Annotated in this window: 19 protein-coding genes; 7 read left to right on the top strand and 12 right to left on the bottom strand. The window is 47.3% G+C overall.

All coding sequences use genetic code 11. The features are described 5' to 3' along the window. The first annotated feature begins 6 nt into the window (after positions 1-6). The 3 genes from AAC052_RS25200 to AAC052_RS25190 are packed head-to-tail and all read left to right on the top strand — an operon-like array spanning position 7 to position 3,796. The gene (locus AAC052_RS25200) at positions 7-1,176 is read left to right on the top strand and encodes a mannonate dehydratase (RefSeq protein WP_339815973.1); all 1,170 of its coding nucleotides are present in this window, start codon (positions 7-9) and stop codon (positions 1,174-1,176) included. Then, positions 1,176-2,312 carry a plastocyanin/azurin family copper-binding protein gene (locus AAC052_RS25195; protein WP_339815972.1) on the top strand — a complete coding sequence of 379 codons (1,137 nt, stop codon included), beginning with the start codon at positions 1,176-1,178 and terminating at the stop codon, positions 2,310-2,312. Before AAC052_RS25200 ends, AAC052_RS25195 begins: the two co-directional genes overlap by 1 nt. Beyond that, positions 2,309-3,796: a hypothetical protein gene (locus tag AAC052_RS25190; protein WP_339815971.1), complete on the top strand. Its 1,488-nt coding sequence runs from the start codon at positions 2,309-2,311 to the stop codon at positions 3,794-3,796. Before AAC052_RS25195 ends, AAC052_RS25190 begins: the two co-directional genes overlap by 4 nt. Before the next feature lie 39 nt (positions 3,797-3,835). On the opposite strand, the gene AAC052_RS25185 is transcribed toward AAC052_RS25190, so the two are convergent. Beyond that, positions 3,836-4,564: a carbon-nitrogen hydrolase family protein gene (locus tag AAC052_RS25185; protein ID WP_339815970.1), complete on the bottom strand. Its 729-nt coding sequence runs from the start codon at positions 4,562-4,564 to the stop codon at positions 3,836-3,838. Beyond that, a complete protein-coding gene (locus AAC052_RS25180; protein ID WP_317487046.1) occupies positions 4,561-4,845 on the bottom strand; it encodes a VF530 family protein in 285 nt (94 codons plus the stop codon). The genes AAC052_RS25185 and AAC052_RS25180 overlap by 4 nt, the downstream gene beginning before the upstream one ends. Before the next feature lie 327 nt (positions 4,846-5,172). On the opposite strand from AAC052_RS25180, the gene AAC052_RS25175 reads away from it, so the two are divergent. Next, a complete protein-coding gene (locus AAC052_RS25175) occupies positions 5,173-5,535 on the top strand; it encodes a helix-turn-helix transcriptional regulator (RefSeq protein ID WP_339815969.1) in 363 nt (120 codons plus the stop codon). Then, entirely contained in the window at positions 5,532-6,143 is a 612-nt protein-coding gene (locus AAC052_RS25170) for a hypothetical protein (protein WP_317487044.1), read from the top strand. The genes AAC052_RS25175 and AAC052_RS25170 overlap by 4 nt, the downstream gene beginning before the upstream one ends. Positions 6,144-6,280: 137 nt before the next feature. Here AAC052_RS25170 and AAC052_RS25165 read toward each other — a convergent pair whose 3' ends face one another. From AAC052_RS25165 to AAC052_RS25150, 4 genes are all read right to left on the bottom strand, one after another. Further along, on the bottom strand, positions 6,281-7,453 hold the full coding sequence (locus tag AAC052_RS25165) for an MFS transporter (RefSeq protein ID WP_339815968.1): 1,173 nt from the start codon (positions 7,451-7,453) through the stop codon (positions 6,281-6,283). Between the two features lie 144 nt (positions 7,454-7,597). Continuing rightward, entirely contained in the window at positions 7,598-10,009 is a 2,412-nt protein-coding gene (locus AAC052_RS25160) for a TonB-dependent receptor (RefSeq protein ID WP_339815967.1), read from the bottom strand. A 102-nt stretch (positions 10,010-10,111) separates the two neighbouring features. Then, positions 10,112-11,398, bottom strand: a complete 1,287-nt coding sequence (locus AAC052_RS25155) for a HAMP domain-containing sensor histidine kinase (RefSeq protein ID WP_339815966.1) — start codon at positions 11,396-11,398, stop codon at positions 10,112-10,114. Further along, a complete protein-coding gene (locus tag AAC052_RS25150; RefSeq protein ID WP_339815965.1) occupies positions 11,395-12,069 on the bottom strand; it encodes a response regulator transcription factor in 675 nt (224 codons plus the stop codon). Before AAC052_RS25150 ends, AAC052_RS25155 begins: the two co-directional genes overlap by 4 nt. A 156-nt stretch (positions 12,070-12,225) precedes the next feature. On the opposite strand from AAC052_RS25150, the gene AAC052_RS25145 reads away from it, so the two are divergent. Both AAC052_RS25145 and AAC052_RS25140 read left to right on the top strand, forming a co-directional pair. After that, positions 12,226-12,693: a PepSY-like domain-containing protein gene (locus tag AAC052_RS25145; protein ID WP_339815964.1), complete on the top strand. Its 468-nt coding sequence runs from the start codon at positions 12,226-12,228 to the stop codon at positions 12,691-12,693. 39 nt (positions 12,694-12,732) lie between these two features. Continuing rightward, a complete protein-coding gene (locus tag AAC052_RS25140; RefSeq protein ID WP_339815963.1) occupies positions 12,733-13,542 on the top strand; it encodes a hypothetical protein in 810 nt (269 codons plus the stop codon). Positions 13,543-13,635: 93 nt separating this feature from the next. Here the strand turns inward: AAC052_RS25140 and AAC052_RS25135 are convergent, their stop codons facing one another. The 6 genes from AAC052_RS25135 to AAC052_RS25110 form a co-directional block, all read right to left on the bottom strand. After that, a complete protein-coding gene (locus AAC052_RS25135; protein ID WP_339815962.1) occupies positions 13,636-14,442 on the bottom strand; it encodes a penicillin-binding transpeptidase domain-containing protein in 807 nt (268 codons plus the stop codon). 60 nt (positions 14,443-14,502) lie between these two features. Then, complete coding sequence (locus AAC052_RS25130) at positions 14,503-15,093, bottom strand: hypothetical protein (protein ID WP_339815961.1); 591 nt, start codon at positions 15,091-15,093, stop codon at positions 14,503-14,505. A gap of 42 nt (positions 15,094-15,135) precedes the next feature. Beyond that, a complete protein-coding gene (locus AAC052_RS25125) occupies positions 15,136-15,954 on the bottom strand; it encodes a carboxypeptidase-like regulatory domain-containing protein (RefSeq protein WP_317487039.1) in 819 nt (272 codons plus the stop codon). A 106-nt stretch (positions 15,955-16,060) separates the two neighbouring features. Beyond that, complete coding sequence (locus AAC052_RS25120) at positions 16,061-16,660, bottom strand: hypothetical protein (protein ID WP_339815960.1); 600 nt, start codon at positions 16,658-16,660, stop codon at positions 16,061-16,063. A gap of 94 nt (positions 16,661-16,754) precedes the next feature. Continuing rightward, positions 16,755-18,260, bottom strand: a complete 1,506-nt coding sequence (locus AAC052_RS25115) for a hypothetical protein (RefSeq protein WP_339815959.1) — start codon at positions 18,258-18,260, stop codon at positions 16,755-16,757. 131 nt (positions 18,261-18,391) lie between these two features. Beyond that, positions 18,392-19,249, bottom strand: a complete 858-nt coding sequence (locus AAC052_RS25110; RefSeq protein WP_339815958.1) for an SIR2 family protein — start codon at positions 19,247-19,249, stop codon at positions 18,392-18,394. Between the last annotated feature and the right edge of the window lie 31 nt (positions 19,250-19,280).

The following is a 19,280-nucleotide window of genomic DNA, read 5'->3' as shown; positions in this document are numbered from 1 at the left end:
GCTTTCATGATCAAGAAACCCTCAACACCGCATAGCTCAACTTCTATTGACAGACGTGATTTTACCAAAGCACTCACCGGTGGCTTTATTGGCGCCGGGCTGCTGAGCACAGTTTCAACTGAAGCGACGTCCGCACCAAAAAAAGCTGTTCCAAGGAAAAACAACCTCCATCATGTGGGTGGCGATTACCATGTAGTGATGAGCGACGACAGCCATGACTGGAATGAGAGGCAGCGTGTGTGGACGAATAACCGCAATTTTCAGTATCATGAACGGCAGGGAGTAAAGCACTTCACCAATATTATGAGCGGGGCCTGGAACCTCGATCAAATGAAGAAGTGGAAAGCGGACTGCGACAATTATGGCATGACGTGGGAAGCTATTCGAATGGATTCTTCCTACATCTACCTGAAACCCGGCGCCGAAAGAGAGAAGAAGGTGGAGGAAATTGCCGCTAATATTGAAAGGGCCTCGCAAGTTGGGGTCAAGGTCATTACCATGCACTGGACACTCATCCCCATTCGCCGAAACGGTCATACTCCGGGCCGGGGCGGATCCAGCTATCACGCTTTTAAACTGGAAGACAATTGGAAGTCGCTGCCAGTCGAAGCACACGGCATTGTGAGTTACGATGACTATTGGGAGCGGATCACCTATTTTCTGACCAACCTTATCCCGGTTTGTGAGCAATATGATGTGCGGCTGGGGATCCACCCCTACGACCCTCCGGGGCTGCCACGAGGCTATCAGGGTGTCGATACCTGGGACGCTGCACCAGCGTCTGTTTTCGAGTCGCTAAAGAAATATGAATCTATTGTTGATAGTCCGTACAATGCTTTTCAGTTGTGCCTCGGCACCGTAATGGAAGGGTTAAAAGATCCCAAAAATGAGCTGCTGCCTATTGTGAAGTACTTCGCAGAAAAGGGCAAAATCGTTCAAATCCACATGCGAAATATTAGGGGCGGCCTACACAATTTCGAAGAAGTTTACATCGATGAAGGAGAAGCCGATTTCATTGAGGTGGTGAGAATCCTTCGTGATGCAGGCTACCAGTATTCCATTTGCCCTGATCATGTGCCTACACATCCGGATGACCCCCGGGGCTACCAGGCCTTTGCGCAGGCTTTTGGTTATATCAGAAGCCTGATTGCTGCCGCTAACGCTGAAGTTGCCTGATGGAGCCTGGAACAAATAAGCTTCTTCTTTTAAGGGTTCTGAGGATTGCACTGTTCACAGCACCGATGTTTGCTGGTGTTGCATCCACCCATGCGCAGGCAGCAAACGACACGCTCACGGTTCGCATTCGTGCGGTACCAGGGATGCAATATGATGTGGTGAGATTTGCCGCCGAGCCGGGCAGGCATGTGAAGCTCGTGTTGACCAATGCTGACGAAATGGAGCACAACATGCTCATCACCAAACCAGAGCAGCGGGAGGCTGTTGTTAATGCTGCGCTTGCCCTGGGTCAACAGGGGCCAAAAATGAATTACATTCCTGAAGATGCCGATGTTCTTTGGGTAATTCCGTTGCTGGAACCTGGTGAGTCCGATTCAATCACTTTCAGGGCACCTCGGCAAACCGGAGTTTACCCTTATGTATGCACCTTCCCTGGGCATGGTTTTGTTATGTTTGGGTCGATGCACGTAACCAATGGCGTGATGCCACCACTGGAAGATGACCCATCGGTGCCAGCCGGGCGGCGGGCAGATGCTGAGGCGGAGCAGATAGGTAACGAAAAAACTCAAGGTCATCCATATGAACCTGAGCCTCCTTATCTCTATCGGGTGCTGATGCCAGATGTCGGGCCGGCGGCAATAGCGGTGAGCCTGCCCAATAAGCTCTCCTATTGCTGGGATGCGGGCACTTGCCGACTTCGCTATGCGTGGCAAGGTGAATTCCTCGATATGACTGACTACTGGACGATCAAAGGCGAACTCCATGCGAAGATTTTAGGTACTGTTTTTTACCGGGACAAAACTGACTTCCCATTCCGCCTTGGTGTGCCAGACAAAATACCCTCGGTTGATTTCAAAGGCTATCGGCTGGTCAATCGCTTTCCGGAGTTTCACTATTATTTGGATGATGTTGAGGTGTTTGAGCTGATTCTTGCCAAGGAAGATGGTTCAGGCCTGGTGAGGAAATTCAGGATGCCTAAGGTAAGCCAATCGGTGTGGTTTGTACATGAACCGAACGACGGAGCGACTTACACTTTCTCATCAGGAAAATGGCAGGGTAACACATTGCTGCTATCGCAGGATGAGGCAAAGGAATTTACTATCACCATGACCAGGAAAGGAGAGGCAAGCCGATGAAGTGGATAAACTTTTTTACTGTGGTTATTGGCCTGCTGGCAATTTCCGGCTGCCAGGATACCGATAAAAGGAAGGAACAAACCACGTCTTACATTGTGGAAACGATCCCGCTGCCCGAGGGGCTGGAGGGAGAGACTGGAGCGATAGCCTTTCTCCCCGATGGCAGGCTGGTGGCTTGCTTTCTCAGGGGTGAGGTAATGATTTACGACCCAGCCCAAGAGAGTTGGGGGGTGTTTGCCACTGGGTTACACGAACCACTTGGTGTACTGGTTGTCGATGAATCGGAGCTGCTGGTTATGCAGCGCCCCGAGCTAACCAGGGTCAAAGACACGGATGGTGACGGCCAGGCCGATTTGTTCGAAACTGTGGCCGATGATTTTGGGATGACAGGCAACTACCACGAATGGAACTACGGCCCGGTGAAGGACAGCAAGGGCAACCTGTTCATTGGTTTGAACACCTCTTCAGAGTGGGGCATCATGCAGGAGGAAGTGCGTGGCAGGCTTGACACCACGTTGGTGCCTGGCAAGCCCTTGCAAAAATTTTCGGCGGTGCCCTACCGGGGCTGGATCATGAAACTCACGCCGGAAGGAAAGACCATTCCTTACGCTTCAGGCTTCCGTTCTCCCAGTGGCCTTGTGGTTGATGATAGCGACAGACTATTTGTTACTGATAATCAGGGTGACTGGGTAGGAACCAGTACGATTTTTCAAGTGGAAGAAGGGAAGTTTTATGGGCATCCTGCCAGTCTGCTATGGACACCGGGGTGGGACAGGGGAGATCCTTCGAAACTACCAGTGGAAGAACTCAATGCCATGCGAACAATGGCTTCTGTGCTCATGCCTCATGGTATCATCAGCTCGTCACCCACTCAACTTGTGGTCGATGAAACGGGTGGTAAGTTTGGCCCTTTTTCCGGCCAGCTTTTTATTGGAGAAATGAATCAGGAGCGTATCATTCGGGCTATGCTGGAGGAAGTTGACGGGCAGTTGCAGGGAGCTGTGCTGCCTTTTATCGATGGCCAAAATCTTCTGAAAGGCAATAACCGTCTCGCTTTTGCCCCTGATGGGAGCTTATGGGTGGGGCACGTGCAATATGGGTTTGTGGGCGACAAAGGCATTCAAAGGATAGTTTTCACTGGTAAGCCTCCGGTCGATATATACGATATGAAAATTACTAAGAAGGGCTTTGATCTGACTTTTACGCAGCCGCTCAATGATTCTTTGGCATCGGCACCGGCCAGTTATGAATTGAAGCACTATTACTACGACTACCACCTGAAATATGGGTCGGATCAATATGATGTGCAGGATGTGGCAGTAACATCCGTTGAACTGTCGGCTGATAGGAAGAAAGTGTCTCTTACGCTGATGGAATTGAAGAAAGGGTATATTTATGAGCTGAACCTGAAAGGAATTACTTCTTCCAATGGCGAGCCGCTTGCCAATACATTGATTTGTTATACGGTGAATCGGTTGAGGTAAGGTTTAGTCGGGTATTTGCTTGCTGATGCTACCTCTCGTTCAATAGAACTCTTTCGCCTCTACTTCCAGTGTTTCCGTATCAACTATCAATAGTCCTTCACAATCAGAATCCAATTGCCGCACAAGCTTTCCTTTGTTATCCCAAATGGCCGACCCACCAGCTCCCACGAAGTCATCGCTTGGCCCTACCGAATTGGCCATTAGTGCAGTCATGCCATACTTTGTAGCTATCTCAGCTAAGGTCTTGTGGGCCATTTCCACTCCTTTGGAAGATTTAGCTACGCTAGCCAGATAAACGGTTCCGCCATTTTTGGCTGCGTTCGCTGCATGCTGAGGTACCGATATTTCGTAGCAAATGGCCAGCTCAATGCCGGTTCCTTTGATTCTCGTGCTGTCGTTTTCACCACTGATGAAAAACGGCTCCTCATCTGCATGAAGGTATTTTTTGGAATAGGTTTGCCTGGGTGCATTGGGGTGGAAAAGTACCAGGGTGATACTGATACCGCCTGCGCAATTCATGGGGATGCCAGCTCCAATAGTTATTGCGTGTAGGTCTGCTAACTGCTGCAAGCTGTCAAGTCTTGTATCGCTGGCGTCCATAGCCAAATCTCTGGCCAGGGTTGGTTCATAGCCTGCGACCGATAGCTCAGGGAAAACAATAACATCTGCCTTGCAATCAACAGCAAGGTGGATGAGCTTCTTGTGTTGCGCAATATTGGCAGCAATGTCCCTTTTGACCGGCCGTGTTTGTGCTACACAGATTCTCATTTCCTGCCTTTTTTAGTTGTGCGTAGGTACAGTTGTTCCACTTTCTCTCTCGCCCAGGGTGTCTTTCTTAAAAATGCCAGGCTGGATTTAATAGAAGGGTCGTAGTTAAAACAGCGAATATTGATTTTTTTACCCAGTTCCTCCCAGCCAAGCTTAGCCACCAGTTCTTCCAGAATAGCATCCAACCTTACCCCATGGAGCGGGTTGTTTTGCTGTTCTGAATTGGAGAGTTTTGTCACTCTTCCAGCCAGACCACCTTTTCTTGGATCTTTACTTATCATCTGTTTTTTACCTGGTTTTCGATTCTATGCGGTGATAAAGTTAATGATTCCTTGCCATTGACAATCCACATTCATAGTTGCCTCACGAATGACCACGCTGGCAAGGAATGTCAAATCATGCCTATATTATCGTGGCAGCGTGCCGAAATTAACCAAGTTTGGCAGTCGGTTGTATGCATTCGGCTGTCTCCGGGGCTGATATTTTCTTTGCCGGTCTATTTCGGTTGATGAAAGCTTCAGTAAGGCAGACAGCTAAATAGTTGCTGTGTGACAAACCCTTGTTCAAAAGAAAAACTCATACCTATAGTTTTGATATATCATATATCTATGTATTATTGTACTATGTATTCAAAAGAGCTATTGAAAGGCACCATTGACATGATCATTTTGAGGCTACTCAGTGAGCATGGCAGAATGTACGGTTACGAAATTTGTCAAAAGGTAAAGGAATTAACCGGCGGTAAAATTCTATTGAAAGACGGTTCGCTGTATCCGGCCCTTCACAAAATGCTGGTCGACGGCACGGTGACTACCGAAGAAGTGAGCATAGGCAAACGGGTCAGAAAGTATTATACGCTCACTCAAAAAGGAAATGAAGCCAAGAAGGAAAAGGTGTCGCAGTTGATGGACTTTTTGAAGACCATTGAGAGCATCATGTTTGAACCTGATAGTAAACCGGCCAGCGCATGATTACTGAGGACCAATTAGACTTTATCACTAGCAAAGTGAAGGAAAGTAGCATTTCCAGCAAAGAAGTGCAGGATGATCTTATCGACCATTTTTATTGCCTCATAGAAGAAGACATGGGTGAGGGGATGTCATTTGAGGTTGCCTATCAAAAGGCATTTCAGCAAACCACACCGAATGGTTTTGATGAAATACAGGAGGAGGTATTCTTTGTTCTCAACTTCAATAAAATCACTAATATGAAACGAATTACTTATTTAACCGGATTCATTTCCACATTAGGACTTACATTGTCCGTCGTGTTCAAATCATTGCATTTGCCGGGTGCTTCTATTTTGCTGTTCGGCAGTATTATAGTTACCGCATTTTTGTTTGCGCCTCTCCTTTTAGTAAGCCATTTGAAGAGTAACGGGACTTATTCGCCATCTGAAAGAATGAAGTGGATAGTAGGAGCTGCCGGCTTTATGATGCTTGCACTTGGCAGTATTCTTAATATGCTTCACCTGGCAGGATCAGGGGCAGTGCTAATTAGCGGCGCCTTTCTTTTTGGATTTGGCTTCCTTCCCTTTCTCTTTTACTCCTTGTACAAGCAGTCATTGGAAACGGTATAAGCAATGTTTCGGTGAATGGCTGTAGCTCTCTGAGGGTTATTGCCCATCAAAGCATCCATATAAGGCGAGGGCTGGCTCTCGCCTTTTGCTTTTCGTGGAGGGGGGACTAAATCAGGACTTTTGGCAGGCTTGACAAACTACCGAGCCGGGTATTTGACGGCTGTCATAAAGTAGCCAAGGATGCAAGTGGCGGCTACTCCTGTTACCAAAAATGTAACACTTGGGCCAAATTGATACCAGATCAATCCCGCCAGGGAGCTCGCCAGCATGGCACAAATGCTTTGGAAGCCCGAGTAAGTGCCGATGGCTGTAGCAGTGTCTTTCGGACTGGTAATATTACTGATCCAGGCTTTTGAGATTCCTTCTGTGGCTGCGGCATACACGCCGTAGAGGAAGAACAAGCCCGCTATGACATAAATGCTGGTGCTGATACTCATGGAGAAGTACACAACAGCAAACAGCGCAAGGCCAAAAAGGAACACCCTCTTCAGCCCGATTTTATCGGCCAGCATGCCTAAAGGAAGGGCAAATAGGGCAAACACCAGGTTGTAGAAGATGTATACTCCGATGATGACCGTGTCGTCAAGGCCTGCTTGTTTAGCTTTCAGCAAAAGGAAAATGTCGGAGCTATTGAACAGCGCAAAGGCCAGTAGCCCAATCAGAAGTTTACGGTAGGCAGGTGGGCTCACCTTCCAGTAGTTCAAAAAGGAAAAGAACGATGTTTTTACTGGTTCCTTAGTGCCAGGTTGCTTTTTGTCTCTGACCAGCAGAGACGCCAGTACTGCCAGGATACCGGGAATAAAAGCGATGTAGAATAATGTAACGTAATCTTCAGGAAAGAAGTAGAGGTATAGTAATGCCAGCACGGGCCCAAGCACCGCCCCGAATGTGTCCATCGACCGATGGAATCCAAAGATTTTACCTTTGGTTTCGGGAGTGGCTTCGTCTGATAAAATGGCGTCTCTGGCTCCGGTTCTAATGCCTTTCCCAAACCGATCCACTGTGCGGGCGAAAAAGATCCAGACGGGGAAAATGAATACTGCCATCATGGGCTTGGAAATGGCGCTGAAGGCATAGCCGATTTGCACAAAGGGCGCCCGTTTCTCAGATATATCGGAAAGCTTGCCAAAATACCCTTTGCTGAGGCCGGCGGTGGCCTCCGCCACGCCTTCGAGAATACCGATGAGTACAATCGAAAACCCAATGGACTTCAGATAAATGGGCATGATGGGGTAAAGCATCTCACTGGCCGTGTCTGTGAACAGGCTCACCAGCGATAGTACCCAAACGGTGCGTGTAATGTATTTCAATTCACTTAACTGCGTTAATTGTCTAGCCTGTTATTTCACCTAAATGCTTTTCAGCGAGAAGCAATCTTGTTGAGTGAGCCCGTGCAGGATTGGTCATTTTAGCTTTTATCGATAAACGCAGAACTAATCTGGCAGTTGAACTCTCTAAAATTTATAACTATAGCCCACTCTCACCACCTGAGTTTCGTAGTAGTCGGTGGCCAGGTACTTGAATCCATCGCCCCGAATCTCCCGCTTCACTCTCATGGTGTTCAGCAGGTCGGTGGCATTGGCGTAGAGCTCGCCTCTTCCTTGCTGCATGGATTTCTTTACTCCAAGATCCAGCGAAAAGCGGGTGCCAATGGTTCCCTGCGGAATGATGTCAGGGGCCAGGTAAGTGCCGCTCAGCTGAATATCCACTTGCTTTGCCAGGTGAAAGACGCTATTGAGCTTTACATTGCCTGAAAGGATTTCTTGCCTGGCCGCCGTAAATACATTCACTTGTGGATACAGGTTGGTCACGGTAAAGGCTTCGATGATATTTTGGTAGCCGTTTACGCTAAAGTTGACCGTGGCCCATTTGTCCAGGCTTTGCGAAAGCAGGATTTCAAAGCCAGTGTTATAGCTTTTGCCAGCATTTTGGAAAATGTTATAGATAAGTACGCTGCCCGGCACGATGCTTCCGATGCGGGTGATGGTGGCATCCATCTGCTTGTGGTAAACGGATGAGTACAAATAGCCTGTATTCCAGCTGCCCTTGTGGCCTAGCTCGTAGTTGGTAGTAAACTGTGGCCGAAGCCCCGGGTTACCCACTTTGATGATTTCAGCGTCGTCGTATTTGGGGAAGATCCTGATGTCAACCTCGTTGGGCCTGTCTACCCTGCGGTTGAAGAATACCGACAGTTTGTTGTTCTCGTTGAGCTTGTAGGCCAGGCGCACGTTGGGAAAGGGCTGGGTGTAGTTGTAACCGCTTGTTTTGTACGTGGGGTGGTCCGGGTTCACCTTGTAGTCGATCTTCACATATTCCACCCGCACGCCAGCTTCCACCTCATACTTTTCATTTTCGAAGACGTAGTTGCCATACAAGGCGGGAATTAGCTCGCCGTAATTGGCCCAGCCGCCAGCCGCTGAGTCGATAGGGGAGTTCAACCCCGGAAAGAACTGCATGTTGGTTGGGATCGTCCGTCTGCGAAACTTAAGACCTGTTTCAAAGCGGCCGTATTGCAGGGGCTGCACGTAGTCGAGGTTGAAATCGGCCACATGCTCATCAGAAATGAGTTTGAAGGCATCTCTTCCGGTAGACTCAGGCAAGATATTATCGAAGAAGTACTGCTCGTTTTCCCGGTGGTAGGTGTAGTTGAAGCCGATATTGAGCAAGCGACCAGGCTGCTTGTATTTGTGCTGATAGGCTGCCGTAGCCATCACTGTAGTTTTAAGCTCATCTTCCAAAAACTGCCATAGTCTGTAACGATTGCTAAGGTCCCCTTCGAAAAAGGGCTCATCGCCCCGATCAAGGATTTTTTCGCTGCTGAAAAACCCAGAGACGGTGAGGCTGTTGGCATCGTCGATACTCCAGTCCATGCCGGTTTTGCCTGAGAAAAGGTTGGTGTCTCTATTCCGCTTTGTTTGATTGTAAATCACCGTGCCATCATCGTATGTTCTGGTAACAAACTCATTCTTATTGAGGGTATGTGTGTAGAGGTTATCCGCCTGCAAAAAGGTATTGACCTTATTTTTCTTGTAGTTAAGAGATAGTGACGGATTGATTTTGGGTGTTGCCTGGTATTGCGGCCGAATGGTGGGCAGGTTTTCGTTTTTCACCCAAAGTGCCCCCAGGCCTGAAGAGACGCCCACTTTTCCGTTGAAGCCTTCCTGTTTGTCTTTTTTATAAATGATGTTGATAATGCCGGCATTGCCATTGGCGTCGTACTTGGAGGAGGGATTGTTGATGATTTCAATTTTCTCGATGGCCGATGCAGGCAAATTGTCAAGGCCCGATTGTGAACCGAAACCTGTCAGGGCCGTTTGTTTTCCATCAATCAGCACTGCCACCCGGTCATTACCTCTCAAAAGTACTTTGCCATCCTGCACGGTTACTCCCGGCAGGTTTTGCATGGCCTGGAGCACGGAGCCACCTGCCTGGCTAACGTTGTCGGCTACAGTGAAGGTCTTTTTGTCGAGCGATTCACTAACGGCATCTTGCTGACCGGTGACAACCACTTCGCTTAACGTTTCGATGTCCTCCTCCAAAGTGATGGGAGCTACCTCTAGAAACTTGCTTAGGCTACCCACAAACAGTGGTTGTTTTAGGGGTTTAAAGCCAACATAGGAGGCTTCCAATACATACTTGCCCGGTCTCACACCAGTAAGCACAAATAGCCCTTCGTCGTTGGTGATAGTGCCTGACACAAACGCACTGTCTGTCTCATTTTTCAGCACGACGCTAACATAAGCCAGTTCCGATTGTGATTTGCTGTCTTTTATTGATCCTGATACTGTGATGGCACTGTTTTGGGCTGAGAGCACCATTGGTATCAACAATGAAATACTAAGGACAAGGTTTTTAATGTGCTTCATTTTACTAGGAGACTTTTTATCAGTTGATTTCATCAAGGTGCCAGGAATTTCCGATCACCTTTGAGGCAAAGCTGCCAGTAGAATTTGTAGAAATTCTGAATTTCAAAATGTGGCTGAAAAGACATGTAGCCCTTCTTTAAAATCATAGCGAATATCCCAACTGTATCGTTGACAAATTTCTTTCACAATAGAAAGCCCCAGACCACTGCTGGGATTTTCCGGAGAGGCATTTCCAAACCGTTGGAAAAGGCGCTCCTCCTTTAACGGCTTGCCGCCAGAATTCGAGATCGTTAATACACCACCGGTAAGTACAATGGCGACAGTTCCCCCAGACACATTGTGGCGAATGGCGTTGATCAGCAAGTTGGTGAGCACTATTTCCACCAGGTACTTGTTCCCGTTCACCATTGTGTAACGATCAATCTTCAGGCTGATGGTGATATCCTTTGCTTCTGCCTGGTCAGCTAACAAGCCGGTGGTTTCATTGAGCAACTCTCCCAAATCTATGGGGTGACTTTCGTCAAACTGCTGATTTTCCAGTTTGGCTAAGAGTAGTAAGTTTTTGTTGATTCTGGAAACCCGGGAGAGGGGAGAGTTGAGCGAAGAAATTTTCTCGTATTGTGCCTCAGATAGGGTGTTGTCCTGAAGCAGTATATCGAGTTTTGACTTGAGTACCGCCAGGGGTGTTTGAAGTTCATGTGAGGCATTTTCGGAAAACTCCTTTTGGCGGAGATAAACTGACGCATTGTTGCGGATCAGTTGCTCCAGCACCACCTGCAATTCTTCAAACTCTTCTATATCGGTCTTTTCAAAAGTAACTTCGGTTTGCTTATTCAAGTCGAAGCCCTTCAGTTTGTCAAGTGTTTTTCTGAAAGGCAGCCATACCTGGCTGGAGATTCTTCGGTTAAGCACGATGAAACCAAGCACTAGAAAGCCAAAAAAAAGAAAAGTGATCAATGCAATGGCAAGCAATGTTTCGTCCACTTCTTCCACATTGGTTTCTATCGTCAGCTTGTATGGCCTTCCATAGATGTTGAGGTAAGTTTGTAAGCCTCTGAACCGGTCAATTTCGCCATCTTCTGAATAAATATTGAGCTTCGAGACTGTGTAGATACTGTCTTCCCTGGCTTCACCCGGCTGAGCGGCTGAGATGGTAGTGCCAGGTTGCACACTGTTCCACACTTTGAGGGTTTGCGCAAGTGTTTGTTCGTCGATGTCAATATTGTTTAACCCTTGCTCCATTCTGGTTCTGACTATATCATTGTGCTCATCAAGCTCATTGAGCCAGATATAGTCGACCACCAGATAGTAGGCTGGAATGCTGCATGCCAGAATGAACAGGGCATACAGGGTAAATGTCTTGAGGGGTTTATCTAAAAGCTTGCTCATCCTTCCCATTTGTAGCCAGTTCCGTACACCGTTTTCAGGTGGTTGTCGCAATGCACCTCACTGAGCTTCTTTTTCAGGTTTTTGATGTGCGCATAAACAAAATCATGATTATCGAGCATGTCGGCCAGGTCGCCGGATAGGTGCTCGGCCAACGCACTTTTGGAGATCACCCTGTTCTTATTACCCACAAAAAAGAGCAAAAGGTCAAACTCCTTTTTCGTTAGGTTAATAGCATGATTGCCCGCTTTCACAGTTTTGCCGAGGAGGTCAATTTCCAGCTCATTTTGTCTTACTGTGTTGCTGTTGCCAAACTGCTTTCTCCTGATAATCGAGTACACTCGTGCAGAAAGCTCTGAAAGGTGGAAAGGCTTGGCCAGGTAGTCGTCGGCACCTATTTGCAGACCTTTCACTTTGTCGTCGATGGCATTTTTGGCAGAGATAATGATCACACCCTCCTGCTTGTTCTGTTTTTTCAACGACTCAAGTATCTCCAGGCCGCTTCCTCCCGGCAGCATTAAGTCCAGCAGGATGCAGTCGTAGCTAAAGCTTTCGATTTTGTCCATGGCCTGATCAAAAGTCGACGCATGCTCGCAGAGATAACTTTCTCCCGACAGATAGTCAGCGATGTTTTGTGCCAGTTCCGGTTCGTCTTCAATGATCAGGATTTTCATTGCCGCAAAGTAACCATTGAATTCTGAATAAATCTTGAAGGAGTGCTTTCGCCGTGGCTTCCAACATTTTTCCCATGCTGATACTCAATTCAAAATTTCTACAGAATCGTGCTGCTACTTTGAACCCAAACTTGTAAACCTTATAAAAGTAAGCATATGAAAAAGCTAAAAACATTTTCGGTAATGATACTTGCTCTGGTAATGGCATCGTGCGAGGCAAACGATAAGCAACCGTCTGCCGCAGTAAAAGCTGCTTTTGAAAAGAAATTTGCTTCAGCTGCTGACGTAGAGTGGGAAATGGAAACCGACACTGAGTGGGAAGCCGAGTTCGAACTCGACGGAAATGACTATTCAGCCAACTTCAGTGCGGAAGGAGTCTGGATGGAGACAGAACATGAAATAGAAGAAGCCGAGGTGCCTGCTGCGGTGAAAAATGCTATTGACTCCGCTTTTGCAGGGTATATGATCGAAGCGATAGAAATGACGGAAAGTCCTACAGGCACTGCTTATGAATTTGTGTTGGAGAAAGGCGTTTTAGATATGGAAGTAGTGATTTCCCCGGCAGGTGAAATTCTAAAAACTGAGACGATCAAAGAAGGTGATGTGGATGATGATGGAGAATAAGTGAACGACAGGTCAACTCCCGGAAAAACCAACTGCTCTATGGAAAAGCTAAACAAAGTGGCGGGTATTACCCTGCTTTTTTGGATCATGAAAATTTTGGCAACGACACTTGGAGAGACGCTAGGCGACCTTCTGTCGATGACTCTCAACATTGGCTATCTGATGGCCTTACTGGTGACAATGGGTTTCTTCCTGATTGTGCTCGTCATCCAATTGAAAGCCGATCGGTACCATGCTGTGCGATACTGGCTCGTGATTGTGGGCACAACTACTGCAGGCACTGAAATATCCGATTTTATGGACAGGACTCTGGGGCTGGGCTATGCCCTGGGTTCTTCCATTCTATTTGCTTCCCTGGTACTTGTTTTGTTTGCATGGCATCGTGGCGAAAGGACGATAGAAGTATATCCGATTGTGAGTCGAAAAGTAGAGATCTACTTCTGGGCAGTTGTGTTGTTTTCCAACAGCCTGGGAACAGCCTTCGGTGATTTTTTGAGTGACAATTTGGGCTTTAGCTACCTGAATGGTGCACTGGTGACAGCGGCCATTATTGTCGTGGTAGTAATGCTGCATTATTTCACCAGGCTCAACGAAGTGATACTCTTCTGGATTGCCTTCATCTTTACCCGCCCTTTTGGAGCCACCTTTGGGGATCTGCTTACCAAGCCATTGGCAAAAGGCGGCCTTGACCTGGGTACAATACCCGCTACTGTCATCACCACCGTTTTGCTTGGCTTGCTGATGGTTTACTCGGTATGGAAAGATAGCGGCAGTGTGGTACGGAAGACACGTTCTGAATATAGTTCAGCGACCAATAAAAGCGGCACCTCACGAAGAAATAGAAAGTGAAAATGGGAGTGAGTGGAGACACTCACTCTGAACCTGTCGACACTTACCCCAAACATGGAGACATCCACCTTAGCTTGTCTGGTATACGACTTACTATTCGTCTAAAGGCAGCACTTTTAACTCACTCAACACTCGCCTAGTAATCGTCTTCCTACAGCTACCGAAATTTGGGTTGATAGTTTTTCTTTCTTTTATCAGCCGGGTAGCAAAAAAGTAGACGTTGTCTTCCTTTTCGACGTAACCAACCCACCAGCCGGTGTCTTTTCCGCCATCACGGGTCCAGCCGGTTTTGGCCCGTAAGGTGTAGCCGTCGTTTTGCTCTTCTATCATCATCTCTTTCAAGATGGTAAAAGAGCGTTTGGAGAAGGGAAGGGTCTCTTCGTACACGCCAATGAGGATTTCTATTTGATTGGCTGGCGAAATGGCAAACGAACCAAAGTTCCAGAAGTCAGGGTCGTTGATGGAAACATCGGCATTGCCATAGTGGCTGGCTTTCAGAAAGTGCTCATAGCGTTCTTTGCCGATTTCCTTTGCCATTTCCACATAGGCCCATCCGGCAGAAAGCCGAAAGGCTTCTTTCATGGTGATGTCGTGGTAAATGTCAGGCCGGTAGCCATACTTCACTGTGTCGGTGGTTCCGGGCCATTTTACCAAATGGTTTTCATCTTTTGCCACGCCTGTTTCCAGGGCTATCAGGGTGTTGATGATTTTGAAAGTCGAGGCGGGCAAAGTGGGCTTATGGCTATCGTAAATATCGCTGGAAATCCATTTTTTGGCATTGTAATCGAAGAGGGTGATGCTGCCGTCGATATGGCAGTCCTTAAAAGGCTTTGTGAGAGACTCTTGTGCTGACAAACTGTGAAATAAAAGAATAGCACCTGCCAAAAAAGTAGTTTTCATTGTGAGTTTTTTTATCGGAATGACCCTGGTTGGTGTAGATTGGTGGGTACATACCTTGAATTAATTGAGATTTTTTTCGGAGCGTATTTTGAAGATGTTGATGACTACTAACGAAGTCAGCACGGCCAGGTTGGCTGTCAGTAAATATTTCGAAATGGGCACCTCCATTTCCTGTGTAAACCTTTTGACGTAGGTTCCAATAAACAAGGCTGCAACCAGCACAAACCCTGAGATGATAATTTGATAGCGACTTCTTGTAAGTTCCTTTTTGTTCCACAAAAAGAACGGGGAGAGGGTGAGCACAATGTAGGCAACAGCACCGGGTAAGTTTTTGAACTCACGCAACTCCATGCCCTTTACGTCGAAGTGCATGGCGAGGAAGTAGAAATGGATGAGGTGGTTGAGGGTCAGTAAAAATATCATGGTAACGAACCACTGCCGACGCTGCTCTTCTGTATAAATGTGCTTCAGACCTTTGATGCCCGTCCAGCAAAGGATGCCTGCAAAAAGCAAAAATGAAACCCTGGCAGAATACCTTGCGGCAAGTTGGAAGCAGATGCCTGGTTCGGGTGATATACCGCCCGACCACACGTAAATAGCATACTCGCAAAGAACTACCAGAAGGGAAAACCCTATCGTTTTCTTCATCATGGGCATGAGGTGAGAAGGGGTGGAGTTGTCATATTAGCTCGCTCAGTCATTCATTACCTCGCAACGAATGGCGAAATCGTAGTTCCCACCCATGATCCACCTTCCCATGCTCACAGGCCTTATTCTCACTTTTTCGTCATGATTATTGCCTCTGAGGGCAATCATGGGATTTTGAAGATTGGCTTCTACCCACTCGTAGGAAATATAGAACGGTTCATCGACCACCAGCGGCTCTTTGAAGTCATAGTTGAGCCACCCTTCTTTCAGATCAGATTCCAGTATAATCGATCGGGTAAGCAATGAGTGACCCGGTTCATTGGCATTTCGGTCGATGGTATAAACATTCAAACGAAGTTTGAAGGAGCCACTTTTTTTGTTGCGCACATAGATGGAGGCCGATTGCAGTAACGAAGGCTTCGAAACACTCATTTTCCGTGATACTTCAGCACCAGCGCCGATGCCTCCAACGAAACCAAACCTTTTACCAGAAACCCGATTCACTCCGAGTGTTTTAATGTCAGAAGGATCATTTTCAATCACGATCTCTCTCAAATTAATAACATCCTCCCTGAGCCGAATAATTAAAGGTGACGTGTTAAGTAACTCCCGCAGGGGATGTGCCACTCTTTTATAGCCAACAATTGAAAACACAATCGAGTCGCCCGGACCGATTTCCCCGATGTTCAGCGAAAAGACGCCTTTTGCGTCCGACACTGTGCCAATGTTTTTGTCGAATACGCCAATATTAACGTAGGAGATTGGGTTTTTGGAGGCTTCATCCACTACTACTCCCGTAAGCTCAGTTTTAGCAAAAAGCCAAAGCGGGCAGCCCAAAGCAAAAAGTATGAGTGTTGTGCGCAATGTATGAGAAATTTAAGCAGGTAATTCGCTACAAATAACGCACATTACTTTTGAAAAGTGCCCATTGAACACTGACAATCACCAAAGGATAGTTGTTGTGCAGCTTCTAGCGAAAGGTTGTCCAGCTTCTTTGCTCAATCCTGCTCCTATGGTCGGCGATGAAATTTCCCCATTCAGTGTCTCCGGCTTCACTGGCTATTCGCAGCGCCGTGTTAGAGGCATCCAATGCTTCTTCATATTTGCCGCTTTGATAAAGGAACCACGAATACTTGTCCCAGGTGGCGAAGTCCGTATCGATTTCATAATTCCAGCGGACATTCATGAGACGGTACTTGTTATCCGCAGGCGTTAGGTAAAATGTGATCGCCAACACCATACATATCGCAGGGAATACTGATGCTTTCCAGGTTTTGGCTTTAGCGATAGCTATGAGGCTGATGATAGTAGAGGCCACGGTTAGTGTTAACACAACAGTCACAAAAGGATAGAACTTGATTGTAAACAGCAGCAAAGCCAGCCAGAAAGTGGCAGCAAGGTGGGCCCATCCGTTCACACCGCCTTCTTTTTTGACGATAGCGACCAGGCTGGCGACAAGCAGCATAAAAAGGCCTGCCAGCATCACGACCGCATTGTAGTGAATGTGAAAGAACTTGATAAAGAAGCCGATAAAGAAAATGATAGAGCCGACATTTAAGAGATTTTTCATCGGAGTTAGTTGGTGAATAGGGGATCAAAATAGTAATTTAAACCATCAGAGACTCATTAAAAGCGGAGCGAATTACTCAAGCAGCGAACAGCTGCTATTGATGACTACCCCGGATCAATCGGCCTGAAAATATGTTGGTAGGTTCCTGCCCATCGTATACCGCAGCGCCAGATACAAGCACCATTTTCAACCCAGTCGCCCGCTGCGAGCTTTTGCTGTAGGTGGCGTGATCGATAAATGTATTTGGGTCGAAGAGTGTAAGGTCAGCATAGAAACCTTCCCTGATAACACCAATACTGTCTAAATCTAGGTTTTCAGCCGCTTGCGCAGTCATTTTGTGAATTTTCATTTCTATAGGTTCCCTCGTTTCCAAATTGAAGTATCGTGGGAAAGCGCCCCAGCCCCTGGGGTGGCCTGTTGTTCCGCCGTCAGAACAAATATTGGCATAGGGCCACTGGGTGATTGCTTTGATGTCTTCGATATCCATGGCCTTTGCAATAATGCTTGCGCCAGTTTCCAGTGACATCTGCACCAGGGCCAGGTAAGTGGTGACCGGGTCTTCGTTGCGAAGGCGTGCTATGCTATCAAGCGTAAGTCCTTCGTAAGCTTTGTTGGGTTCAAACCGGCCAATGATCATACCTTCCGGCGACGTGAGCTCGGTTAAGGCAAATTCCGCCGTGGCTCTGTTTTCAAAATCCCGATCGGGAAACAGCACTGTGATGGTCGATTGCCAGTACTCGTATGGATAAACGTCGGCAGTCACGTCTATGCCGACAGCCCTGGCACTGTCGAGGAGCGCCAGAAATGCCGGCGCCTGGCCCCAGAAACTTCTCAGACCTATCTTAAAGTGAGAGATTTGGACCGGCATGTTGGCCTCCCTTCCAACCGTCAAAATTTCCTGAATGCTGCTTTTCAAAAACACATCCTCACTTCTCATGTGGCTGATGTACCGGCCGCCATATTGTGAAGCTACTTTGGCAAGTTCCAAAACTTCTTCGGCGCTTGAATATATGCCAGGGTCATATTCCAGGCCGGTTGATAGCCCCAGCGCACCCGCTTCCATCTCTTTTGTTACCAATAGCTTCATTCGGTCGATTTCCTCCCTGGTGGCTTTTCGCTGAAAGTCGTTTCCAAGCACAGCCCGTCTCACCGTATTGTGACCTACATAAGAACCTACGTTGGGAGAGATAGGACTTAACCGCAGTGAATCGAAATAAGCTTCCAACGAAGTGAATGAGCTCCCGTCTTGCCCCACGATAATCGTTGTGATTCCCTGGCTGATGGCGGCGTCAACGCTTCTTGGAGAGTTGCCGCTGTGGTGACTGTGCGTGTCGATAAAACCTGGACTGAGCACCAGTCCGGTGCCATCAATGACCGAGTCTGTTTGCAAGGGCTCCAAATCACCGACGGCGGCAATGAGCTTGCCTTCAATGCGAACCGATCCAATATACCCTTTGCTGCCGGTGCCGTCGACGATGGTAGCATTTCGGATAAGGAGGGTGCTGGGTTGAGGTGAACCGCATTGGCTTAGCAATAGCGTGAGTGCAGTGACTACTGATAGAAAGAATGACTTACCGACAAAGAGCCTGGAGTATTGCATATATTTTTTCAGATGAAGGAATCGAAGATAGCAAAATGAAAAACCGATGTCTTTAACGCTCCCTAAATGTTGAGCAGATTATTTCTCAGAGGCGGCTAAAAACAGGTGTTGTAAAGTCTATTATTTTTTGACTAAAGGCCGTCGTAGATATCCGAATAGTCTTCCACCAAATGAATTGTCACATCCAGATTCTCCATTAAGTTCTTCACAGGAGGGCTGGGCGAACCCTTCGTGACATACCAAACGTCCATGGCATATTTGAGCTTGATCGAATACCTTTTTCTTTCAATTAATAGCCACCGCAGAAACACCTCGTCGGGTTCGTAGCCAAAGCCAAAAATGATAAGTGGGCTGTGGAACCAGATGTGGAGCCAGGTCTGCTCGCCTTGCCACGATTTTGGCAGAAGCGTCTCTTTGTAAAGCCTGCGTCGTCCTTTGGTGATGAGGCTTCTTGCCCGCTGAACACTTCCCATATAGTCGCCAAGCCCGAGCCTGATGCTGTCCCGGTAGTTCACATCGCCATGAATCTTCCATATGCCAAAGCTTTGTGCTGGGTTTTCAAGTTTCTCAAAGCCATAGTAGGTTTTCCAGGGGTAAAAACGGGTGAACCCGTTGGAATCAGTGTGAAATGGCCTGGCACCTACTGATTTTTCAAAGGCTGTATCAAAGTTTGTTGTCAGCACTGGTGTGTTTGTTGACCTGGCAAATTCCATGATTTTTCTATGGACACTCAGGTCATCGCTGTTTGTCAATTGCAATTCAGCTTTCACCCTATTTTTCACTTTTACAGAGTCATTTGCGTACAACTCGATCAGGTCATACACCTCTGTATTAGTCAGTCCTGTCAGGTCGAAAGGAATGGGTTTTGGGGAGGCGGCTTCCAGCAGGTCCTTCCAGGATGGCATAATGCCACTTCGTAAGTTGGGGCCGTTTCCTATTAGAAAGGCTGCGTCTCTGTATTTGTTTCTGATTGAAGCGATGGCGTTCACGCAAGGTTTAGTCTGTTCTCAAAAAATAACA

The organism is uncultured Imperialibacter sp., from assembly GCF_963974565.1.
Lineage (GTDB): Bacteria > Bacteroidota > Bacteroidia > Cytophagales > Cyclobacteriaceae > Imperialibacter > Imperialibacter roseus.
Note: the sequence above shows the minus strand (reverse complement) of the source record. Positions and strands in the feature narration are given on the sequence as shown.